The following is an 18725-nucleotide window of genomic DNA, read 5'->3' as shown; positions in this document are numbered from 1 at the left end:
TGCGCAGCTGAACCGCGACAGCCTCTGACCATAAGATTGCTGTGAAGTTTCCCTTGCGTTGCGTTTAACCGAACGAATGCCGATCGGTTACACTCGAAATGGAAAGTGACGCAGTGATAAACGGGAGTTGAAGATGCAAGATCAAGAGATTGTTGAGCTGTTGCAACAGGTGAAAACTATCGCGCTGGTCGGTGCCAGCGATAACCCATCGCGGCCCAGCTATGGGGTGATGGCGTATCTGTTGGCGCAAGGGTATCAGGTGATCCCGGTCAGCCCAAAACTGGCGGGGCAGACGCTGCTGGGGCAGCAGGTTTACCCTACGCTGGCCGCTATCCCGCAGCCGGTGGATATGGTTGACGTGTTTCGCAATTCAGAAGCGGCTTACGGTGTGGCGCAAGAGGCGATAGCGATCGGCGCCAGGGCGCTCTGGCTGCAGATAGGGGTGATTAACGAGCAGGCGGCAGCGCTGGCGCAACAGGCCGGGTTGCGTGTGGTGATGGATCGCTGTCCGAAAATCGAAATCCCGCGCTTAGGGTTGGAGCGCTAAATAAAAAGGGCCAGGCGCGATGCCGGGCCCTCTCGGGTTTCTCAGGTCTTGGCGCGGTCAATTGCGCAAGCGTGGCGCCTGTAGCTGGTGACGGATGGATTCCGCCAGTTCATCCAGCGATGGTTGCTCGGGGTGTGCCTCCTGGGCTTCGCTATCCAGCTGCGCTTCCGCCAGATAGGTGTGTACCGGTTGGCCTTCCTCGTCTTCCATCACCACGTGGTACCAAGGGGCTGAACGCAGTTCATCGTTCGCCGCTATTTCGTCAGCTTTGGGTTGTTCCAAAGAGTATTCCGGGTCGATATCGATCACGACGCCTAAATACCCCAGCAGTTTATGCCTAACCTGTTGTCCGATACCGAATTTGCTGGCAATCATGATGACCTCCTGAGAAACAATGCCTTGCTCATATATGGGGGCAGGGCAGCGCATTTCAAGTTACATCACCCGACAAGCGAATCCTTTCAGATACAGCCCCTCAGGGTATGTGGCGATCACCGGGTGATCGGCAGCCTGTCGGAACTGCTCTATAAATTGTACATCACGTCCGGCATCTACAGCGGCGTCGGCCAAAATTTTCTGGAACAGGTCGGTCGGCATTAGGCCGGAGCAGGAGAAGCTGAGCAGAATGCCGCCCGGATTCAGCAGCTGCAGCGCCAGCATGTTGATGTCTTTGTAGCCGCGGCAGGCGCTGGCCAACTGATTCTTGTTCTCGACGAATTTCGGCGGATCCATGATGATCAGATCGAATTTTTCGCCCTGATTGCGGTAGTTGCGCAGCAGCTGGAACACGTCATCGCGAACGAACTCCGCTTTGTTCAGATCCAGCTTGTTGAGCTCGACGTTCTGTTTGGCGATATCCAGCGCCGCCTGCGAGGTATCCACGCTGATCACCTGCGCGCAACCGCCCATCAAAGCGGAAACGGCGAAGGCGCCGGTGTAGGAGAAGCAGTTCAGCACCCGACGGCCGGCGGAGTAATTGCGCGCCGCCAGGCGGCTGTCGCGCTGGTCGAGGTAGAAACCGGTCTTGTGCCCCTGCTGAATGTCCACCAGCAGCTTCATGCCGTGTTCGGTGATCGGCAGCAGTTCCGGCGGCAGATCGCCAAATACCGGGCCCTGCGCCAGCGGCAGGCCTTCTTTTTTACGTACCGCAACGTCGGAGCGATCGTAGATCGAACATTCCGGGTAGCAATGCTGCAGGGCGGAAAGCAGGGCCGGGCGCTGGTATTCGGCACCGGCGGACAGCAGCTGCAGCACCAGGAAATTCTGGAAGCGATCGATAGTGATGCCCGGCAGGCCGTCGGACTCGCCGGCGATCAGGCGGTATCCGTCCAGACCGTCGCGCTGTGCGACCCAATCGCGCCAGCTTTGCGCTTGCTGCAGGCGGCGAATGAAGAAATCGATGTTAATCTCTTCATCTTGCTGGAAGGTCCAGACGCGTGCGCGGATCTGCGACTCGGGCGAATAGGCGCCGCGTGCCAGCCACTTACCCTGGCTGTCGAGGATATCGATGGTTTCACCGGAGTGGGCTTTGCCCTCAACGCGTTGAACGGCGCCGGAGAACACCCAAGGGTGGCGACGGAGTAAGGACTTTTCACGTCCTTTGGCGAGAAACAGGCGTACGGTCATAATTAAGAATGCTGCCAGCTAGGATAGAAAGAGTGACACGGCGGTGCAAAGGCACGGCAATGCCATAACGAAAACTGAATAAGGGGGCGATTATGACACAAGTTTGCATTGCTGCGTATGTGTATGGCGTAGTGCAGGGGGTTGGGTTTCGCTATTCCACCCAGCGGCAGGCCGAGGCGTTGGGGGTGACAGGCTATGCGCGCAATCTCGATGACGGCAGTGTTCAGGTGGTGGCCTGCGGCACACAGGCGCAGGTGGACAAGCTGCTGGAGTGGTTGAAACAGGGCGGCCCGCGCAGCGCGCGCGTCGAACGTGTGCTGGTGGAGCCGCAGGGCCTGGCTGATTACAGCGGGTTTGGCATTCGTTATTAAACGCTCGCCTGCAGCGGCGCTGCGGGCAGAGCGGTCAAATGCATTTTACCGGTTTCGGCAATCCGGCGATTTTGGTGGCTTGTTTGGCCGGCCCTTTCGGGAACAGGCGATACAGATAGCGGCTGTTGCCTTTTTCTTCGCCGTATTTCTGCGCCATCGCTTTGACCAGCATGCGGATAGCCGGTGAGGTATTAAATTCCTGATAGAAGTCGCGCACGAAGCGCACCACTTCCCAGTGTGCTTCGGTGAGCACGATCTCTTCCTGCGCGGCCAGCAGCGGCGCCAGCCCTTCATGCCAGTCGGCGCTGTTTTTCAGATACCCCTGCGCGTCAGTGTCGATAACCTGACCTTCAAACTCCAACATACTGCCTCGATAACGGATAATTCGGAACGGCCGCCAGTTTAGCAAATTTTTTCAGCCGCAAAAAACAAAGCCCCGCCGGAGCGGGGCCTGGAAAGCTGGTGTAACGTGCGATCAGTTGCTGCGGGCGAAGCCCAGAATGCTCAACAGGCTGATGAACATGTTGTAGAGCGACACGTACAGGCTAACGGTGGCGCGAATGTAGTTGGTCTCGCCGCCGTGAATGATGTTGCTGGTTTCCCACAGGATCGCGCCGGCGGAGAACAGGATGAACAGCGCGCTGATGGCCAGGTGCAGGGCAGGGATCTGCAGGAACAGGTTGGCGATCACCGCCACCAGCAGTACCACAAAACCTGCCATCATCATGCCGGACAGGAATGACATGTCTTTACGGGTGGTCAGCACATACGCCGAGCAGCAGAAGAACACCGCTGCGGTGCCGCCCAGCGCCAGCATGATCAGATCGCCCGCGCCGGCGTTCAGGAACGAGCTGAGAATGGGGCCGAGGGCATACCCCATGAAACCGGTCAGCGCAAACGCCGCCAGAATGCCTGCCGGGCTGTTGGCCAGTTTATGGGTCAGGAACATCAGGCCGTAGAAACCAACCAGCATCAGCAGCAAGCCCGGCGCCGGCAGCCCCAGCATCGTGCTGGCGGTCGCGGTCAGCGCCGAGAAAGCCAGCGTCAGGGATAACAGGAAATAGGTGTTGCGCAGGACTTTATGCGTGCTGAGCAGCGAGTCGCGCGAAGAAGATGAGACGACAATGCGGTCCATAATGCTCTCTCTTATCAAGCCATCACAAAATAATCCCGATGATAGGCAGCGCAAGCGCTTGATTAAAGTTTGTTTACCAATCTTTACCCTTAGTTATCATTGTTGCAACAGCAGGGAGGAGCGGACGCGCGTTTGTTCGCTGTTTGCTGCGTCTTCGCCGATTTTTCGCGCGGTTGAACGCGCCCGGGCTTTACAAGCGAATGAGGTCTGTTTATAGTGCGCGTCGTTGCGGAGGGGTGGCCGAGTGGCTGAAGGCAACGGTCTTGAAAACCGTCGACGGGAAACCGTTCCAGAGTTCGAATCTCTGCTCCTCCGCCATACATTCTGACCCCGTGCTCTCTGAGCACGGGGTTTTTGTTTTTGCGTGCGCAGAAACCGAGGCGCTTTTGCAGGAAACGCGATCGGCTATTGATAAGGGCCACGCATCGGTGAGATTATGCGGTCATCAAGGTTGGCTGCTCGGATGCCTGCTGCTGTCAGGCACCGCCGGGGTGATAAACAACGCCGCCTTATCGATTTCGCTTAATGCTCTTATGGAGACAGAGATGAACTGGTATCAAGTCGCCCTATGGACCATGATCTTTCTGAAGTCCGGCGCTTTCCTGGTATTCGTGTGGTGGTGGATGTTCAAACGCGCGACCAAACCTTATGTGCGCCCGCAAGACGTCGTGGTGGACGATACGCCGTATGATGAGAACCTCACCATGGAAGAGGTGATGAAAAACCATGGCATCGTCCGTACGGATATGTCGGTAAAATAGCCCTTCCTCCCCAATCGGTATCTGGGGCGTGTTTGCCATAAGCGCGCCCCGTTGCGATCCTTCGCTGTCTCTCTATGGCATTCTGTTCTCAGGTTAACGGCATAGCGTTACCGGGAAAAGCACGCCATGAACGATGTACGCATCTTGCCGAGCTTTACGCATCGAAAAAACGCCGTTCTTAATGCCGAGAGAGATCATGGGGATTTCCTGGGTCAGCTCATCCGGCGCGTTGTCGTCGGGCGCTTTACTGATTTCTCGGTGGGTGGTCATGTAAAACCCGTCATCTAACCTCTTTATATCAAAGTTTATTTTCCTATCCAGGCTGTAGGTTTTGCCTCTCACGGTGATGTCCCCACGCTGCACGATCATGGCATGATGTTCGTCATAGATGAATAAACTGCCCGTCACTTTTAATTCCAGGTCATCGCCTGAAGCTAATCGTTTTTTAGTGATCGTATCGGCCTGGCAATTCATATGCACAGGCGCGGCGGGGGTTAAAATGCGAAACAGCACAATGAAGAGAATCACTGCCAAAAATCCGATAGTCAGCATTTTGGGGTTGAGCAATGCGGCCATTTATTTTCCGTTGAGAATTTTGTAGGTAACACACTGGGTATATCGATCTTGTGAGCCGAGATAACACACACCGAGGAAGGTGTTATAAGTCAACGTGTGTTTTACGGAGGAAAAATAGATGTCCGCTTTACTGGCTATACAATCCACACCGCTCTCTTCTAGCGCCTGGTTGACCATGCGCTTTTCCAGTTCGTCATCAATATGCTTGTCCGCATCCAGAGAATACAAGGTGCAGCGGTCTTTTTTCCCTAACGAGATTAAATTTTCTCTGGGTTGATCAGGCGGTTCAACAGGATAGAGCGCTGCGACGAACAACAGCGGAATAAATGCGCCGCAGATAGCGGCAATAGCGCGAATATTTACCTGTTTCTGCGGCGGCGTGTTATGTGATTCGGCAACCGACGGGAAAGACGAAAGCGGTACTGAGGCGGCAGAAGGGGGCGTTTCATTAACGGTTGCCTGCGGTGATGGGTAAATATCAATCATGGCGGTAAAGCAAAAACCGACTTTCGCCAGGGTCTTTATCGGCGAGGTTTCTCTCCCCAGCAGTTTGAACGCTTTCCTTATTTCACTGACGGCTACATTGAGGCTGATCGATGAGCCTGAAAAACCATACTCTTCCCATACCTTTTTTATCAATACCTCACGTTTCAATGGGATATTCGGATGAGTCAGCATTTCAATTAACAGGCGCGAGGCCGGATTGGATATCCGTATCGATGACTCATCGTTATCAATGAGTTGGAGACGACACGCGTTTGCGTCATAGATCACGCAGAGGTCGATAATATATTTCATGTATGCAGGTTTTTATAATGGTATAGGCTTCCAGGTCGCGGCTAGTATTTAGTGAAACGTCGGTCAGGTCAAGGTTCTGGGTGGGGAAACATAAATAATTCAGGGGGATTTTTATTTCTTCGACGAACAGAATGCATGGTGCATTGCTCTTTTTATTATGCTTGGCAGGGTTAAATTCTGAAAATATATAATTTATTAGATTATAATAATTAAAATTTACGTTAATAAAAATAATGTTCCTGTTGTTAATGATTTGATGCAGAATTATCTTAGTGTTTTACGGCGCCTGCTTATGTGCCGGGCGCTTATTGATGGCTCCCAAACGGCAATGCGATTTTTCCAAGAAAACGGCAGGTATTTAGTGCAAGGCATCGCCGTTTTCTTTAGCCATGGATGGAGGAAGTATGCTCAGTATCGGTATCGTATCTGAAAACATCTTTTTCAGAGAGGCGATGAAAAGGATATTGGCGCCAAGGATTTTTCATAAGGATCACGTTATTGCTTACTACGACGATCTGCCTTTGGCCATGGGGCGAAATTACCACGATATTCTAATCGTCGATGATGCGATAAAAAGCCTGTTGCGTTTCAGCATGGCGGCAGCGTTATTGTCTGCTATTCATGGCGTGAAAATTTTTTTGACGACAGAAGAGAAGCGTCGTCTGTTATTTCGTTCTGTCACGCGTGATGTGGTGGTGCTCGATAAAAGAGTGCGAGTTCCCGACATGAATAAGGAATTGTCTTTGCTGCTGGCTAATATTGCGCAGCATTCTGCATTAGATGGAAACGTTGAGGGTGGGGCGGCCCGCAATACGAAAAGTTGCCTGACTGAAAGTGAAGTGGAAACGCTTCATTTGCTTTCTTTCGGCTATACGGTGACCCAGGTATCCCGAATGCTTGATAAAAGCGTAAAAACGGTCAGCACGCAGAAATGCAGTGCATTACGCAAAATGGGATTGAAGAATCGGGTGCACAATTTATTGGACATTTCATCCGGTTTCTCGGCGGTTATCTAGGAGTTCGTTATTTTGTCGCTTTTATTATCGGCTGATGAATAACGCTATGGCTTGATTTTATAAAAACAGGAATGTGTTCACCCTTTTGCCTCTGTATTACGGGGAGGGATTGTTTCATCCCGCCAGCAGCGGCTGCTTTTTATTTATTCTCTCAAACCAAACTGTTATGGAGTTTTATCTCATGATGAAGAAAATGCTTTCTGTTGCAATCATGGCGGCCGCGGTCGCTGCGCCGGTGGCTTTTGCTGAAGACAATTCCGCCGGTGGCGTGATTAACTTTACCGGCGCCATTACCGACACCACCTGTACGATTAACGGCGGCAAGAGCGCGGATTTCACCGTAGCACTGAGCCCGATCTCGGTGACCGACGCGGGTAACACCGTCGGGCCAATCACCAAGAACAAGAAGTCCTTCTCGTTGACCTTCTCCGGCTGTTCGCCGGCGGCCGGTACCGCGGGCACCCCGCTGAAAATCTACTTCTCCTCCGCGGATAACATCTCCACCGACGGCAAATATTTGCTGAACAACTCGGTCAACGAGAACGACGCTTCCGTCGCGAAAAACGTGGGCTTCTCTCTGGCGGAAACCGGTTCTTCCACCCCGATCCAACTGAACGTGCCTTATGTCACCGACATCATGGGCGACAAAGAGGCGCCGGATTCAGAAACCCTGACGCTGGACGCGTACTACTACAAAACCAACGCCGAAGCGGCAAAAGTGGGCGCTCTGAGCTCCAACGTGACTTACACCATTTCTTACCTGTAATCGCGCTGACAGCCAGGCCCTTGATAGGGCCTGGCCACCCGGGGGAACGATGAAAAAATACATGATGATAGCGGCGCTGTTGCTGGGTTCCGTTGGCGCGCAGGCCAATGTGGTGGTTAACGGCACGCGGGTGATCTACCCGGCAAACAACAAGGACGTGATTGTCCAATTGCTGAATAACGGTACCGACCCCTCGCTGGTTCAGGCCTGGATCGACGACGGCGATATCAATTCCACCCCGGAAACCGCCAATGTGCCGTTTTTGCTGTCGCCGCCGGTGGTGAAAGTGAACGGCAACAGCGGGCAGCAGCTGCGTATTCAGAAAGTTGGCGCCGCGTTGGCGGCGGATCGTGAATCGGTGTTCTACCTCAACGTGCTGGATATCCCGCCGACGCCGGAAAACCTGCAGGGCACCAATACGCTGCAGCTGGCGATCAAGTCGCGCATCAAACTGTTCTACCGCCCGCAGGCGTTAACCCGCGGCGTGGAAAATGCATTGGAAGAACTGACGCTGCAAGCCAATGGCAAAGGCTTCAACGTCATCAATAAAAGCCCGTATTTCATTACGGTAGCGAATATAGGCCAGGGTGCGGACAAGCATCTGCTGGTTGATTCGCTGATGGTCGCGCCGTTTTCCACCCAGTTTGCCGCCAGCAAACGAGCGGTCAGCAAAAACGCCCGTTATGACCTGATGTATATCGACGATCTGGGGGCTTACAAGTCTAAAGCCATCACCGCACACTAACCTGAAAGAACAACAATGAAGCTGAATAAAAAAGTCCTCTCGCTGCTGACCGCCTCTTCATTCTTGTTGCCGGATACGGCCTGGGCGGTGACGTTCGATACGTCGCTGTTGGCCGGCGAATCGCGCGATTCCGATCTCTCGCGTTTTTACCTCAATAATGACATGCCTGCCGGCCGGCAGGAGATCGATGTGTATGTCAACCATGACTGGAAAGGGCGCTATGCGCTGCTGTTTGGCACCCAACGCGACGATATCCAAATCGACTACCAGGATGCGCAGCGGCTGGGCATCGATCTGAGTCAATTGCCGACGCCTCAGGCGCCCCAGACGACGCTGTCGATCGCCACGCTGGTGCAGGGCGGCCGGTTCGATATGGACGTCGGCGCGCTGAGCCTGCGGCTGACGGTGCCGCAGGCGCGGGTCAACCGATCGGAGGCGGGATACGTGGATCCAGCCTTCTGGAATCGCGGCATCTCCGCATTGACGCTGGCCTACAACGCGACGTACTACCACGCCGAGGCGCGCGGCGACGGCAATCGCAGCAACAACGACGATTTTTATACCGGGCTGGAATCCGGGATCAATCTGGCCGGTTGGCAATTTCGCGACAGCAGCAGCTTTCGCCACGGCAGCGGGCGGGGGAGCCACTGGCAGAACAACACGCGCTATCTGCAGCGCGGCTTCGCCGACATCAAATCCAACCTGACCGCCGGCGATTTTTATTCGCCGGGGGATCTGTTCGACTCGGTGCGCATCCGCGGGGTGGCGCTGGCGTCGGACATCAGCATGCGCCCCAACTCGCAGCAGGGCTTTTCACCGATCGTGCGGGGCGTGGCGCAAACCAACGCCCTGGTGAAAGTGGTGCAGAACGGCAACGTGATCTACCAGGAAAACGTGCCGCCGGGCGCCTTTACCCTCGACAGCATTCAGCCGACCGGCTCGGCGGGCGATCTGTGGGTAACGGTCAAAGAGGCGGATGGGCGTGAACAGTCGTTCAGCGTGCCGTTTTCCGCCGTACCCAACATGTTGAAACAGGGCGTCAGCCAATACAGCGTGCTGGCCGGCAAGGTGAACGAAAGCAATACCGATTACGATCCCGGCTTTGTGCAGGGCACCCTGCAGTACGGTTTCAACAACCTGGTAACCGGCTATGCCGGCAGCATTTTGAGCGACGACTATCAGGCCTGGCTGCTCGGCAGCGGCTGGAACCTGCCGATAGGGGCGGTGTCCATCGACCTGACGCATGCCGATACCCGCCTGAAAAACCGCCGTGAAAGCGGGCAGAGCTTCCGTATCGCCTACAGTAAATTTCTCGATGCCACCGCGACCAACTTCACGCTGGCGGCCTACCGTTACTCCACCCGCGGTTACTACAGCTTTACCGACGCCATTTACTCTAATGACGGTTACCGCCAGCTGGAACGGCAGTTTGACCGCTGGCGCGACGAGGTGGGTTTGTCCGAACTGGATATGAACACCTGGGATGCGCTACGGTCCGCCCGGCCGAAAAATACCTTTACGCTTAACCTGAACCAGCGTCTTAACGAAGGGTGGGGCACGCTGTTCTTCTCCGGCTCCCAGCGCGATTACTGGACGGCCAACGCGAAAAGCCGCGAATACCAGCTGGGGTACTCCAACAATCTGGGGCGCGTCAGCTACTCCGTTTCCGCCAGCCGGGTACGCAACAGCCAGCGTGAGGAAGAGACGCGTTATTACCTGTCGTTCAGCCTGCCGCTGTCGGTGTTCGACAACAACGCCTACCTCAGCACCGGCCTGTCGGCGACGGACTCTCACTATCAGCAAAGCACGGTCAGCCTGAGCGGCAATGCGCTGGAATCCAACCGTCTGAGCTACTCGTTGAACGGCAGCAATCGCAGCGGCGGCGACAACATGGCCGGTGTCAATGCGGCCTACCGCACCCGTGTCTCGACGCTTGGCGTCTCCTACAGCGAAGGCAACGATTATCGCCAGAGCGGCCTCAGCGCGCGCGGCAGCCTGGTGGCGATCCCCTGGCATGTGCTGGCGTCGAACGAAATCGGCAACACCATGACGGTGGTCGAGGCGCCGCAGGCCGAAGGGCTGATGGTCAACGGCGACGAAAGCATCGTGACCAACGCCCAGGGTCTGGCGCTGGTGCCCTATGCCACGCCATACCGGCAAAACTCGGTCACGCTGTCGGATACCGGCCACAGCAGCGGGGCGGAAATCAGCGGCAACGTCGCCAACCACGTGCCTTACTACGGCGCGGTCAGCTACCTGAAATTCGAAACCGATCAACGTCAGCCATTCCAGCTGCGGGCGCAGCGCGCCGATGGTGCACCGCTGCCGTTCGGCGCCGAAGTGCTGGATGAAAACGGCCGGTCGATAGGCTTTGTCGGCCAGGCCAGCGTGCTGTACCTGCGCGTCGAACAGCCGCCAACGGCGTTGACGGTGCAACTGCGCGACGGCCGTTGCCGTATCGCCAAACCGACTCTGGCGCTCGACGCGTCGCCCGGCGTTTGCCGCTAATACAGGATAACCGAACCTATGATCAGGCTGATTTTTTTGCTGCTGCTGTCCGGGGTGTTCAGCGGCTATAGTTATGCCACCTGTTTTGGCAAAGGGATCTCATTTGCACCGGCTTTGAATGTCGATCTCTCCGATAAGCTGAATGCCAACACCCCGGTGTGGGAGGAGCAATACAGCACCCAATATGTCGGCACTTTTGACTGCAGTTCTTCAAAGAGCAAATTTACCTATACGCTCAAGCTGTCGCCCGATAATAAGAATGCGGCTATTTTTGGTTTTAACAACGGCACGCAGTGGATACGCGCGCAAATCGTCAATAAGATTGGCGATCGTGAACTGTCAAAGCGCGGCGAACATTCCGCCGCCGAGTTAAATACGCCGATGACCGTGCGCTACTCATTAGAATCGAAGCCCAAAAATGGCCGTGTGGTGCCGGGGGATACGTTGATGCTGGATGACGCGCTGATGGTCTCGGACATTACCGGCATAAAGATATGGGAATTGCCGATTTGGCTGTTGCAGCAAGTCGGGAAAATACTCAGTTGGCTCCTGACCGGCAACTGGCCTTATGACGAACGCGATATGTACGGCCAGCCGATGAACATCAAATACGCGCCCAAAACCACCACCTGCCGTTTCGACAACGCCGGCCTGACGGTCAGATTGCCGAAAATGGGCGTGGCGCAGGTGCTGAATAACAACCAACCCGGCTACACGCCGTTCTCGCTGAACATCAGCTGCCAGAACATGCAGCAGGAAGGCATCGCCGATCGCGCCGTCGAGATGTTCCTGTCCAGCAATAACCTGCTGGCCTCCGACGCCAGCGTGCTGACCAATGCCAACGCGGGCGGCGCGCAAGGGGTGGGGCTGCGCCTGGTCAAACGCGATATGCCGAGCTCGCCGGTGGTACTGTCGCCCTCCAATGTCGATCGCGGCAGCGCCACCTCATTGTTTCACGTCGCTGCCGGCGGCAGCCTGAACAGTCACTTTATCATCGGCATGGGCGCTTATTATTACCCTTATCAGCGCGATGGCGTGACGCAGGGTGAAATCAACACCTCGGCCACGCTGAACATTATTTATCCCTGATGAATGGGTTGGTGCAAAAAAACCGGCAGCCGCCGCTGCCGGGGTTGGTTATTGATAAGTCATCGCGCTGGCGTGCAGCTTGTTATTGCCTACGATCGCGATGATTTTGTAGTAACGGGCGCCTGCCTTGGCGGTTTTGTCCGCCAACATCTTTTCCGCATCGCTCAGATTCGCGGCACCGCTAACGGTAATCACCTGGCGCGGCGTCAGGGCGTCCGCCTGTTGACTATTGATTTGCGTTGCCGCGACTGTTGCGCCTGAAAAGACAAAAGCCCCTAGCAGCATCGTTTTCAACATGACGTTCTTCATGATGTTCTCCCCAAGCGCAATACGCTTGTTCTTTGCTATGGTTGAATCTTTTTGTTTCGTTATGCTAAAGGATAAGCAGCGAGGTGCCGGCGCGGTAGTGCCTGAAAGCGTAATGCATCGTTTCCAAACTGGAAACGATAAGGAGGGGGCATGCAGGATTTGAACGATCTTCAACTGTTTGCTTTGGTGGTGCGACATGGTGGTTTCGCCGCAGCCGAGCGGGCGAGCGGCGAAGCCAAATCCAAACTCAGCAAACGCGTGGCTCGTCTGGAGGCGAGTTACGGTGCGCGGTTAATCGAACGTTCGACGCGCAGTTTCCGCGTCACGGATATTGGCCGCGATGTGTATCGGCAGTGTGAGGCGATTATCGAGCGGTTGGAGGCGACCGATGCCATTGTCGCCCGTGCGCGCGACGAAGTGAGCGGCTGCCTGCGCATCAGTTCGCCGCCCGGTTTGATGCAGTATTATAATTCCCATCTGCTGTTGGGGTTTATGGCGCGTTACCCGGACGTGCGCGTACAACTGTTGATCCATGAGCGCCATGTGGATCTGATCAACGAAAAGATCGATGTGGCGTTTCGCATTACGAGTCATTTCGACCAGGATCAATCATTGATTAAGCGCGATCTTGGCGTAAGGCAACGCATTTTGGTCGCCGGCGCGCAGCTGGTGGAGAAAGCCGGCGGCTTGCCGCAGTCGTTCGAACAGCTGGCCAGCTTGCCGACGTTGTCGATGGGGGAGTGGCTGGATCGCGATCGATGGGAATTCGAGGATAATGCAGGCAATCAACGTACTTTCGTACACGTCCCCCGGCTGTGTTGCGGGGATTACAGCACGTTGCATAGTGCGGCGATTGCCGGGATGGGCGTCGCGTTTTTGCCGATCCATTTGTGTGCCAACGAATTGCGAACGGGTCAACTGCTGCGTCTGCTGCCACAGTGGCGTGCGCCGAGCAGCATTGTTCATCTGGTGTTCACCAGCGGCAAAGGCCTGTTGCCGCCGGTGCGGGCGTTTATCGATCACAGCGTCGCGGTATTCGCCGAAGCCAATCGCCGCCTCTCGATGATGCCGGTTGCCTAGCCGCCTGTCACTGCCCATCCGGGTGTTCGAAAATATGCGCGCCAGCCCCTTGCCGGCCCAATATATCGTTCGGGTTGCGCAGCGGGCAGTCGGCGAGCGACAGGCAGCCGCAGCCGATGCAGCTATCGAGATGGTCGCGCAGCACCGTCAGCCGTTGAATACGCTCATCCAGCGTTTTGCGCCAGGCGGAGGACAGCACTCCCCATTGTTCTGAGGTCAGCTTGCTGCCGATGGGGAAACGGCTCAGCGCGGCGCGGATCTCTTCCAGCGGAATGCCCGCGCGCTGTGCGATCTTGATCACCGCGATATAGCGCAATACCACCGACGGATAACGCCGCTGATTGCCGGCGTTGCGCGTCGCCTGAATCAGCCCTTTACTCTCGTAGAAGTGCAGCGCGGATATCGCCACGCCGCTGCGTTTCGCCACTTCCCCGACGGTCAATAGCCGATTGGCGTCAATCGGTTCATTTCTTGCCATTTTATCTTCCTCAACTTGACCTCAAGTTAACCTGAGGTTTTATAGTTCAGCCTGCCGGGCTTGGCAACCGGCATCTCTCGAGACCTGCCCCCGTCTTATTGGGGAGAAGGATGGCTTTGGCTGTAAAATCAGGAAGAAACCGTTATGCAACGCTTTATCAACACCGCTCTGGACAGTTATTGGCTTTGGCTGCTCGCACGTCTGTGCTTGATGGTGATTTTCATCTCGTCGGGGCTCGCCAAGCTGTTCGACATCGAAGGGAGCCTGGCGGAGATGCGCGCCGCCGGTTTGCATCCGGCCTGGCTGTTCAACCTGGCGTCGGCGGCGGTGCTGCTGACAGGTTCGGTATTGATCCTGCTGAACCGGTGGGTGTGGCTGGGCGCCGGCATGCTGTCGGTGTTTCTGATCCTGACTATCGCGATCGTCCACACCTTCTGGAATATGTCCGCTCCCAATATGCAGATTTCTCTCTACTTCGCGCTGGAACACATCACGGTGATCGGCGGGCTGTGGGTGACGGCCATCGCCAGCCGTTTGCGTCAACGTCTGGCCAACACGCGTGAGGCTGCATGATGAAACGATATCTCATTATCGCGGCGCTGCTGGCGGTACTCGTCGTCGCTGCGGTAGCGATGCGTTCCACCGCGCGTCAAAGCGAAGGCGCACCGGCCTATCCGCCGGTGAAAGTGGCGCTGGCGCCCGCACTGCGTGAACAGGCGGCGCGCAGCTACGCCGGCGTGGGCGAGCTGGAGGCGGCCAGCCAGGTGGAGGTGGCGGCGGAAACCAGCGGCCGCATCACGCGTATCCTGTTTGAATCCGGCCAAACGGTGCGGCAGGGGCAGTTGCTGGTGCAGCTCAACGATGCGGTCGAACAGGCTGAGCTGGTGCGTCTGCAGGCGCAATTGCGCAACGCCGATCTGCTGCTGGGGCGCATGCGAAAACTGATGAACCTCAACGCCACTGCGCGGCAACAGTTGGACGATGCGCTGGCCGAGCGGGATATGGCGCTTGGCGCGGTGCGGGAAACGCAGGCCAAAATTGCGCAGAAGGCGATCCGCGCGCCGTTTTCCGGCGTCATCGGCATTCGCCGCGTGCATGAAGGGCAATATCTTAACGCCGCCGAGGCGGTGGCGAACCTGGTGGACGCCGATACGCTGCGCGTCAACTTTTCGCTGGACGAACAAAGCAGCGCCGGGTTGGCGCCAGGCCAGGCGGTGTCGGTGCAGGTTGGGGCGTATCCCGATCGCGCTTTCCCCGCCGTCATTACCGCTATCGACCCGATGATCGGCAAATCCCGCACCGTGCAGGTGCAGGCGACGTTGACCAACCGTGAGGGATTGCTGAAGGCCGGCATGTACGCCGGCATTCGCGTCACGCAGCAGCAGCGCGTGGCGGTGCTGACGGTGCCGGAAACGGCGCTGACCTATACCGCGTACGGCGATACCGTGTTTCTGGCCCAGCAGAGTGAAAAGGGCATGACGGTCAAGCGCGTTTCGGTCACCGTGGGTGAGCGCAACGACGGGCGCGTCGAGATCGTCAATGGCCTGCAGGAAGGCGATCGGGTGGTGACTTCGGGCCAGCTCAAGCTGAGCGACGGCATGGCGGCCGAGCCGGTGGCGCAGGATACCCTGAACGCCGCCCAGGCCGGTTCCTGAGGAGAGACCGATGACATTTACCGATCTGTTCGTGCGCCGGCCGGTGCTGGCGCTGGTGGTCAGCACCCTGATCCTGCTGTTCGGCGCGCTGGCGCTCAGCAAGTTGCCGATCCGCCAATACCCCCTGCTGGAAAACTCGACCATCACCATCAGCACTGAATATCCCGGCGCGTCGTCCGAGCTGATGCAGGGCTTTGTCACGCAGCCGATCGCCCAGGCGGTGTCCTCCGTCGAGGGCGTTGACTACCTTTCTTCCTCTTCGGTGCAGGGGCGCAGCGTGGTGACGGTGCGCATGGCGCTGAACCGCGATTCGACCCAGGCGTTGACCGAAGTGATGGCCAAGGTCAATCAGGTGCGCTACAAGCTGCCGGAGCAGGCTTACGATCCGGTGATTGAACGTTCCGCCGGTGAGGCTACCGCCGTGGCCTATGTCGGCTTTTCCAGTAAAACGCTGTCCACGCCGGCGCTGAGCGAATACCTGACGCGGGTGGTGGAGCCGATGTTCACCACCATCGACGGCGTCGCCAAGGTGGAAGTGTTCGGCGGGCAAAAAATGGCGATGCGCCTGTGGCTGGACAGCGATCGGCTGGCCGGCCGCGGCCTGACCGCCGCCGACGTGGCCGACGCGGTGCGGCGCAACAACTACCAGGCGGCGCCGGGCAAGGTGAAAGGGCAGTATGTGGTTGCCAACGTGCGGGTGAATACCGATCTCACCAGCGTTGAGGAATTTCGCAATCTGGTGGTGCGCAACGACGGCAATGGCCTGGTGCGCTTAAAAGACGTCGGCACCGTGGAGCTGGGCGCCGCGGCCACGGAAACCAGCGCCCTGATGGATGGCGAACCGGCGGTGTTCCTCGGCGTCTTCCCTACGCCGACCGGCAACCCGCTGGTGATTGTCGACGGCATTCGCCACCTGATGCCGGCGATCGACAAGATGCAGCCGCCGGGCGTGAAGATGGCGCTGGCGTTCGAAACCGCGCGCTTTATTCAGGCCTCGATCGATGAAGTGGTGCATACCCTGCTCGAAGCGCTGGTGATCGTGGTGGCGGTGATCTACCTGTGTCTGGGGTCGCTGCGCACCGTGTTGATCCCGGTGGTGACCATTCCGCTGTCGATCCTTGGCGCTGCCGGGCTGATGTTGGCCTTCGGCTTCAGCGTCAATTTGCTGACGCTGCTGGCGATGGTCCTGGCGATCGGCCTGGTGGTGGACGACGCCATCGTGGTGGTGGAGAACGTGCATCGTCATATCGAAGAGGGGAAAACGCCGCTGGCGGCGGCGATGATCGGCGCGCGCGAGGTGGCGGGGCCGGTGATCGCCATGACCCTGACGCTGGCGGCGGTCTATGCGCCGATCGGCCTGATGGGCGGGCTGACCGGCGCGCTGTTTCGCGAGTTTGCGTTGACGCTGGCCGGGGCGGTAGTGGTGTCCGGCGTGGTGGCGCTGACGCTGTCGCCGGTGATGAGCTCGCTCCTGCTGCCGGCCAAACAGAGCGAAGGGCGCGTGGCGCACGCCGCCGAGTGGTTCTTCGGCGGTCTGACGCGGCGCTATGCGCGCGCGCTGGATTTTTCGCTGCGCCACCGTTGGTTGACCGGCGCGCTGGCGTTGCTGGTGATGATCAGCCTGCCGCTATTGTATCTGATGCCGCAGCGCGAGCTGGCGCCGACCGAGGATCAGGCCATCGTACTGACCGCCATCAAGGCGCCGCAGCACGCCAATCTGAACTATGTCGAACGCTTTGCCTACAAGCTGGACGAGGTTTACAACCGCATGCCGGAAACCGAAAGCCGCTGGATCATCAACGGCAGCGACGGCACGGCGTCCGGCATCGGCGGCATCAACCTGACGCTGTGGCAGGCGCGCCAGCGCTCGGCGTCGGCGGTGCAGGCCGATCTGCAGCGGGCGGTGAACGACGTTGAAGGCACCAGCATTTTCGCCTTCCAGCTGCCCGCCTTGCCGGGCTCCACCGGCGGGCTGCCGGTGCAGATGGTGCTGCGCACGCCGCAGGACTACCCGCAGCTGTATCGCACCCTGGAAGAGGTGAAGCAGAACGCCAGAAACAGCGGCCTGTTTATGGTGGTGGACAGCGATCTGGACTACAACAACCCGCTGGCGGAGGTGCATATCGATCGCGCCAAGGCCAACAGTCTGGGGATCCGCATGAGCGACATCGGCGAATCGCTGGCGGTGCTGGTGGGGGAAAACTACCTCAACCGCTTCGGCATGGACGGCCGCGCCTATGACGTGATCCCGCAGAGCCTGCGCGAACAGCGGCTGACGCCGCAGGCGCTGGCGCGACAGTACGTCCGCACGCAGGACAATACGCTGGTGCCGCTCTCCACCGTGGTGTCGGTGGCCGTTAAGGTCGAGCCGAACAAGCTGACCCAGTTCAACCAGCAGAACGCCGCCACCCTGCAGGCCATTCCCGCGCCCGGTGTTTCGATGGGCGAAGCGGTGGCCTTCCTCGAACGGCAGGCCAATGCGCTGCCGGCCGAGTTTAGCCACGACTGGCAGGGGGATTCGCGCCAATATACCCAGGAAGGCAGCGCGCTGGCATTCGCGTTCCTGGCGGCGTTGGTGATCATCTATCTGGTGCTGGCGGCGCAGTACGAGAGCCTGAAAGATCCGCTGATCATCCTCATCACCGTGCCGCTGTCGATCTGCGGCGCCTTGCTGCCGCTGGCGCTGGGCTACGCCACGATGAACATCTATACCCAGGTCGGGCTGGTGACCCTGATCGGGCTGATCAGCAAGCACGGCATTTTGATGGTGGAGTTCGCCAACGAGTTGCAGATGCATCAGGGGCTGACGCGCCGCGTCGCGATTTTGCAGGCGGCGCAAATTCGCCTGCGGCCGGTGTTGATGACCACCGGGGCGATGGTGTTCGGCTTGATTCCGCTGCTGTTCGCCAGCGGCGCCGGCGCCGCCAGCCGCTTCGGCCTGGGGCTGGTGATCGTATCCGGCATGCTGGTGGGCACGCTGTTCACCCTGTTTGTGTTGCCGACGGTGTATACGCTGCTGGCGCGCGATCACGCGGTGGCGTCGCCCCGGCAGCGTGAACTGGCCGCGGCGCAAAAGGCGCTGACGGAATAAACCGCCGGCGCCCGTATGAAAAATAAACCCGCCGCGGCTAATGCTGGTCACTTAAGGGTGGCCAGCAACTTTTTTATCTGGATATTTCCTGCTTCTGGCTCTGAGCTCTCTCGGATAACTTCGCTCTCTGCGACCTGGCAACACCAGCCATTTTGCCTGTTCATACAACGTTCT

Annotated in this window: 20 protein-coding genes and 1 tRNA gene; 13 read left to right on the top strand and 8 right to left on the bottom strand. The window is 57.7% G+C overall.

Going from position 1 to position 18725, the window contains the following annotated elements; all coding sequences use genetic code 11:
- The first annotated feature begins 133 nt into the window (after window positions 1-133).
- Entirely contained in the window at window positions 134-547 is a 414-nt protein-coding gene (locus tag REA38_RS03035; RefSeq protein ID WP_033637899.1) for a CoA-binding protein, read from the top strand.
- 57 nt (window positions 548-604) lie between these two features.
- On the opposite strand, the gene hspQ is transcribed toward REA38_RS03035, so the two are convergent.
- Window positions 605-922 (bottom strand): heat shock protein HspQ, encoded by a 318-nt coding sequence (gene hspQ, locus REA38_RS03030; RefSeq protein WP_033637900.1) that lies wholly within the window; start codon window positions 920-922, stop codon window positions 605-607.
- Window positions 923-982: 60 nt separating this feature from the next.
- Window positions 983-2173: a 23S rRNA (cytosine(1962)-C(5))-methyltransferase RlmI gene (gene rlmI / locus REA38_RS03025; protein ID WP_308884944.1), complete on the bottom strand. Its 1191-nt coding sequence runs from the start codon at window positions 2171-2173 to the stop codon at window positions 983-985.
- 92 nt (window positions 2174-2265) lie between these two features.
- Here rlmI and yccX point away from each other — a divergent pair, with 92 nt between their 5' ends.
- Window positions 2266-2544, top strand: coding sequence for an acylphosphatase (yccX, locus tag REA38_RS03020; RefSeq protein ID WP_033646563.1), 279 nt, complete (start codon window positions 2266-2268; stop codon window positions 2542-2544).
- A gap of 34 nt (window positions 2545-2578) precedes the next feature.
- Here yccX and tusE read toward each other — a convergent pair whose 3' ends face one another.
- Window positions 2579-2908: a sulfurtransferase TusE gene (gene tusE / locus REA38_RS03015; protein ID WP_004928095.1), complete on the bottom strand. Its 330-nt coding sequence runs from the start codon at window positions 2906-2908 to the stop codon at window positions 2579-2581.
- Window positions 2909-3019: 111 nt separating this feature from the next.
- Entirely contained in the window at window positions 3020-3679 is a 660-nt protein-coding gene (gene yccA, locus REA38_RS03010) for an FtsH protease modulator YccA (RefSeq protein ID WP_004928091.1), read from the bottom strand.
- Between the two features lie 230 nt (window positions 3680-3909).
- Between yccA and REA38_RS03005 the strand changes: the two genes are divergently transcribed.
- Window positions 3910-3997: transfer RNA gene (locus tag REA38_RS03005), tRNA-Ser, on the top strand.
- 227 nt (window positions 3998-4224) lie between these two features.
- On the top strand, window positions 4225-4440 hold the full coding sequence (locus tag REA38_RS03000; protein ID WP_016928277.1) for a hypothetical protein: 216 nt from the start codon (window positions 4225-4227) through the stop codon (window positions 4438-4440).
- 93 nt (window positions 4441-4533) lie between these two features.
- On the opposite strand, the gene REA38_RS02995 is transcribed toward REA38_RS03000, so the two are convergent.
- Both REA38_RS02995 and REA38_RS02990 read right to left on the bottom strand, forming a co-directional pair.
- Window positions 4534-5016, bottom strand: coding sequence for a hypothetical protein (locus tag REA38_RS02995; RefSeq protein WP_308884941.1), 483 nt, complete (start codon window positions 5014-5016; stop codon window positions 4534-4536).
- The gene (locus tag REA38_RS02990; protein WP_050438912.1) at window positions 5017-5814 is read right to left on the bottom strand and encodes a winged helix-turn-helix domain-containing protein; all 798 of its coding nucleotides are present in this window, start codon (window positions 5812-5814) and stop codon (window positions 5017-5019) included.
- Window positions 5815-6218: 404 nt separating this feature from the next.
- Here REA38_RS02990 and REA38_RS02985 point away from each other — a divergent pair, with 404 nt between their 5' ends.
- The 5 genes from REA38_RS02985 to REA38_RS02965 all read left to right on the top strand — a co-directional run bounded on the left by REA38_RS02985 (window position 6219) and on the right by REA38_RS02965 (window position 11938).
- Window positions 6219-6830, top strand: a complete 612-nt coding sequence (locus REA38_RS02985) for a LuxR C-terminal-related transcriptional regulator (protein WP_308884939.1) — start codon at window positions 6219-6221, stop codon at window positions 6828-6830.
- A gap of 181 nt (window positions 6831-7011) precedes the next feature.
- Complete coding sequence (locus tag REA38_RS02980; RefSeq protein WP_033637910.1) at window positions 7012-7596, top strand: fimbrial protein; 585 nt, start codon at window positions 7012-7014, stop codon at window positions 7594-7596.
- 49 nt (window positions 7597-7645) lie between these two features.
- A complete protein-coding gene (locus tag REA38_RS02975) occupies window positions 7646-8341 on the top strand; it encodes a molecular chaperone (RefSeq protein ID WP_033637911.1) in 696 nt (231 codons plus the stop codon).
- A 15-nt stretch (window positions 8342-8356) separates the two neighbouring features.
- Complete coding sequence (locus REA38_RS02970; RefSeq protein ID WP_308884936.1) at window positions 8357-10849, top strand: fimbria/pilus outer membrane usher protein; 2493 nt, start codon at window positions 8357-8359, stop codon at window positions 10847-10849.
- Between the two features lie 18 nt (window positions 10850-10867).
- Window positions 10868-11938 (top strand): fimbrial protein, encoded by a 1071-nt coding sequence (locus tag REA38_RS02965; RefSeq protein ID WP_308884934.1) that lies wholly within the window; start codon window positions 10868-10870, stop codon window positions 11936-11938.
- 48 nt (window positions 11939-11986) lie between these two features.
- On the opposite strand, the gene REA38_RS02960 is transcribed toward REA38_RS02965, so the two are convergent.
- The gene (locus REA38_RS02960; RefSeq protein ID WP_033637916.1) at window positions 11987-12247 is read right to left on the bottom strand and encodes a DUF1471 domain-containing protein; all 261 of its coding nucleotides are present in this window, start codon (window positions 12245-12247) and stop codon (window positions 11987-11989) included.
- A gap of 150 nt (window positions 12248-12397) precedes the next feature.
- Between REA38_RS02960 and REA38_RS02955 the strand changes: the two genes are divergently transcribed.
- A complete protein-coding gene (locus REA38_RS02955) occupies window positions 12398-13327 on the top strand; it encodes a LysR substrate-binding domain-containing protein (protein WP_033646557.1) in 930 nt (309 codons plus the stop codon).
- A 7-nt stretch (window positions 13328-13334) separates the two neighbouring features.
- On the opposite strand, the gene soxR is transcribed toward REA38_RS02955, so the two are convergent.
- On the bottom strand, window positions 13335-13805 hold the full coding sequence (gene soxR / locus REA38_RS02950) for a redox-sensitive transcriptional activator SoxR (RefSeq protein ID WP_033637918.1): 471 nt from the start codon (window positions 13803-13805) through the stop codon (window positions 13335-13337).
- A 144-nt stretch (window positions 13806-13949) separates the two neighbouring features.
- Here soxR and REA38_RS02945 point away from each other — a divergent pair, with 144 nt between their 5' ends.
- From REA38_RS02945 to REA38_RS02935, 3 genes are read left to right on the top strand one after another with little or no spacing between them, the layout of a single operon-like run.
- Window positions 13950-14378, top strand: coding sequence for a DoxX family protein (locus REA38_RS02945; protein WP_033654208.1), 429 nt, complete (start codon window positions 13950-13952; stop codon window positions 14376-14378).
- Window positions 14375-15460: an efflux RND transporter periplasmic adaptor subunit gene (locus REA38_RS02940; RefSeq protein WP_308884931.1), complete on the top strand. Its 1086-nt coding sequence runs from the start codon at window positions 14375-14377 to the stop codon at window positions 15458-15460. The genes REA38_RS02945 and REA38_RS02940 overlap by 4 nt, the downstream gene beginning before the upstream one ends.
- A 10-nt stretch (window positions 15461-15470) precedes the next feature.
- A complete protein-coding gene (locus REA38_RS02935) occupies window positions 15471-18551 on the top strand; it encodes a MexW/MexI family multidrug efflux RND transporter permease subunit (RefSeq protein ID WP_308884930.1) in 3081 nt (1026 codons plus the stop codon).
- Window positions 18552-18725 lie beyond the last annotated feature (174 nt).

The sequence above is a fragment of the Serratia sp. MF1(2023) genome, assembly GCF_030954545.1.
GTDB lineage: Bacteria > Pseudomonadota > Gammaproteobacteria > Enterobacterales > Enterobacteriaceae > Serratia > Serratia sarumanii.
The sequence above is the reverse complement of the archived record's forward strand: the minus strand, read 5'-3'. Positions and strand labels throughout refer to the sequence as shown.

Coding starts and splice junctions, on each gene's coding strand:
- REA38_RS02995 (WP_308884941.1), bottom strand. CDS start 5,016: ATGGCCGCATTGCTCAACCCCAAAATGCTGACTATCGGATTTTTGGCA.
- REA38_RS02970 (WP_308884936.1), top strand. CDS start 8,357: ATGAAGCTGAATAAAAAAGTCCTCTCGCTGCTGACCGCCTCTTCATTC.
- REA38_RS03035 (WP_033637899.1), top strand. CDS start 134: ATGCAAGATCAAGAGATTGTTGAGCTGTTGCAACAGGTGAAAACTATC.
- REA38_RS02975 (WP_033637911.1), top strand. CDS start 7,646: ATGAAAAAATACATGATGATAGCGGCGCTGTTGCTGGGTTCCGTTGGC.
- REA38_RS02935 (WP_308884930.1), top strand. CDS start 15,471: ATGACATTTACCGATCTGTTCGTGCGCCGGCCGGTGCTGGCGCTGGTG.
- REA38_RS02990 (WP_050438912.1), bottom strand. CDS start 5,814: ATGAAATATATTATCGACCTCTGCGTGATCTATGACGCAAACGCGTGT.
- REA38_RS02960 (WP_033637916.1), bottom strand. CDS start 12,247: ATGAAGAACGTCATGTTGAAAACGATGCTGCTAGGGGCTTTTGTCTTT.
- REA38_RS03000 (WP_016928277.1), top strand. CDS start 4,225: ATGAACTGGTATCAAGTCGCCCTATGGACCATGATCTTTCTGAAGTCC.
- REA38_RS02945 (WP_033654208.1), top strand. CDS start 13,950: ATGCAACGCTTTATCAACACCGCTCTGGACAGTTATTGGCTTTGGCTG.
- hspQ (WP_033637900.1), bottom strand. CDS start 922: ATGATTGCCAGCAAATTCGGTATCGGACAACAGGTTAGGCATAAACTG.
- rlmI (WP_308884944.1), bottom strand. CDS start 2,173: ATGACCGTACGCCTGTTTCTCGCCAAAGGACGTGAAAAGTCCTTACTC.
- tusE (WP_004928095.1), bottom strand. CDS start 2,908: ATGTTGGAGTTTGAAGGTCAGGTTATCGACACTGACGCGCAGGGGTAT.
- soxR (WP_033637918.1), bottom strand. CDS start 13,805: ATGGCAAGAAATGAACCGATTGACGCCAATCGGCTATTGACCGTCGGG.
- yccA (WP_004928091.1), bottom strand. CDS start 3,679: ATGGACCGCATTGTCGTCTCATCTTCTTCGCGCGACTCGCTGCTCAGC.
- REA38_RS02965 (WP_308884934.1), top strand. CDS start 10,868: ATGATCAGGCTGATTTTTTTGCTGCTGCTGTCCGGGGTGTTCAGCGGC.
- REA38_RS02985 (WP_308884939.1), top strand. CDS start 6,219: ATGCTCAGTATCGGTATCGTATCTGAAAACATCTTTTTCAGAGAGGCG.
- REA38_RS02940 (WP_308884931.1), top strand. CDS start 14,375: ATGATGAAACGATATCTCATTATCGCGGCGCTGCTGGCGGTACTCGTC.
- REA38_RS02980 (WP_033637910.1), top strand. CDS start 7,012: ATGATGAAGAAAATGCTTTCTGTTGCAATCATGGCGGCCGCGGTCGCT.
- REA38_RS02955 (WP_033646557.1), top strand. CDS start 12,398: ATGCAGGATTTGAACGATCTTCAACTGTTTGCTTTGGTGGTGCGACAT.
- yccX (WP_033646563.1), top strand. CDS start 2,266: ATGACACAAGTTTGCATTGCTGCGTATGTGTATGGCGTAGTGCAGGGG.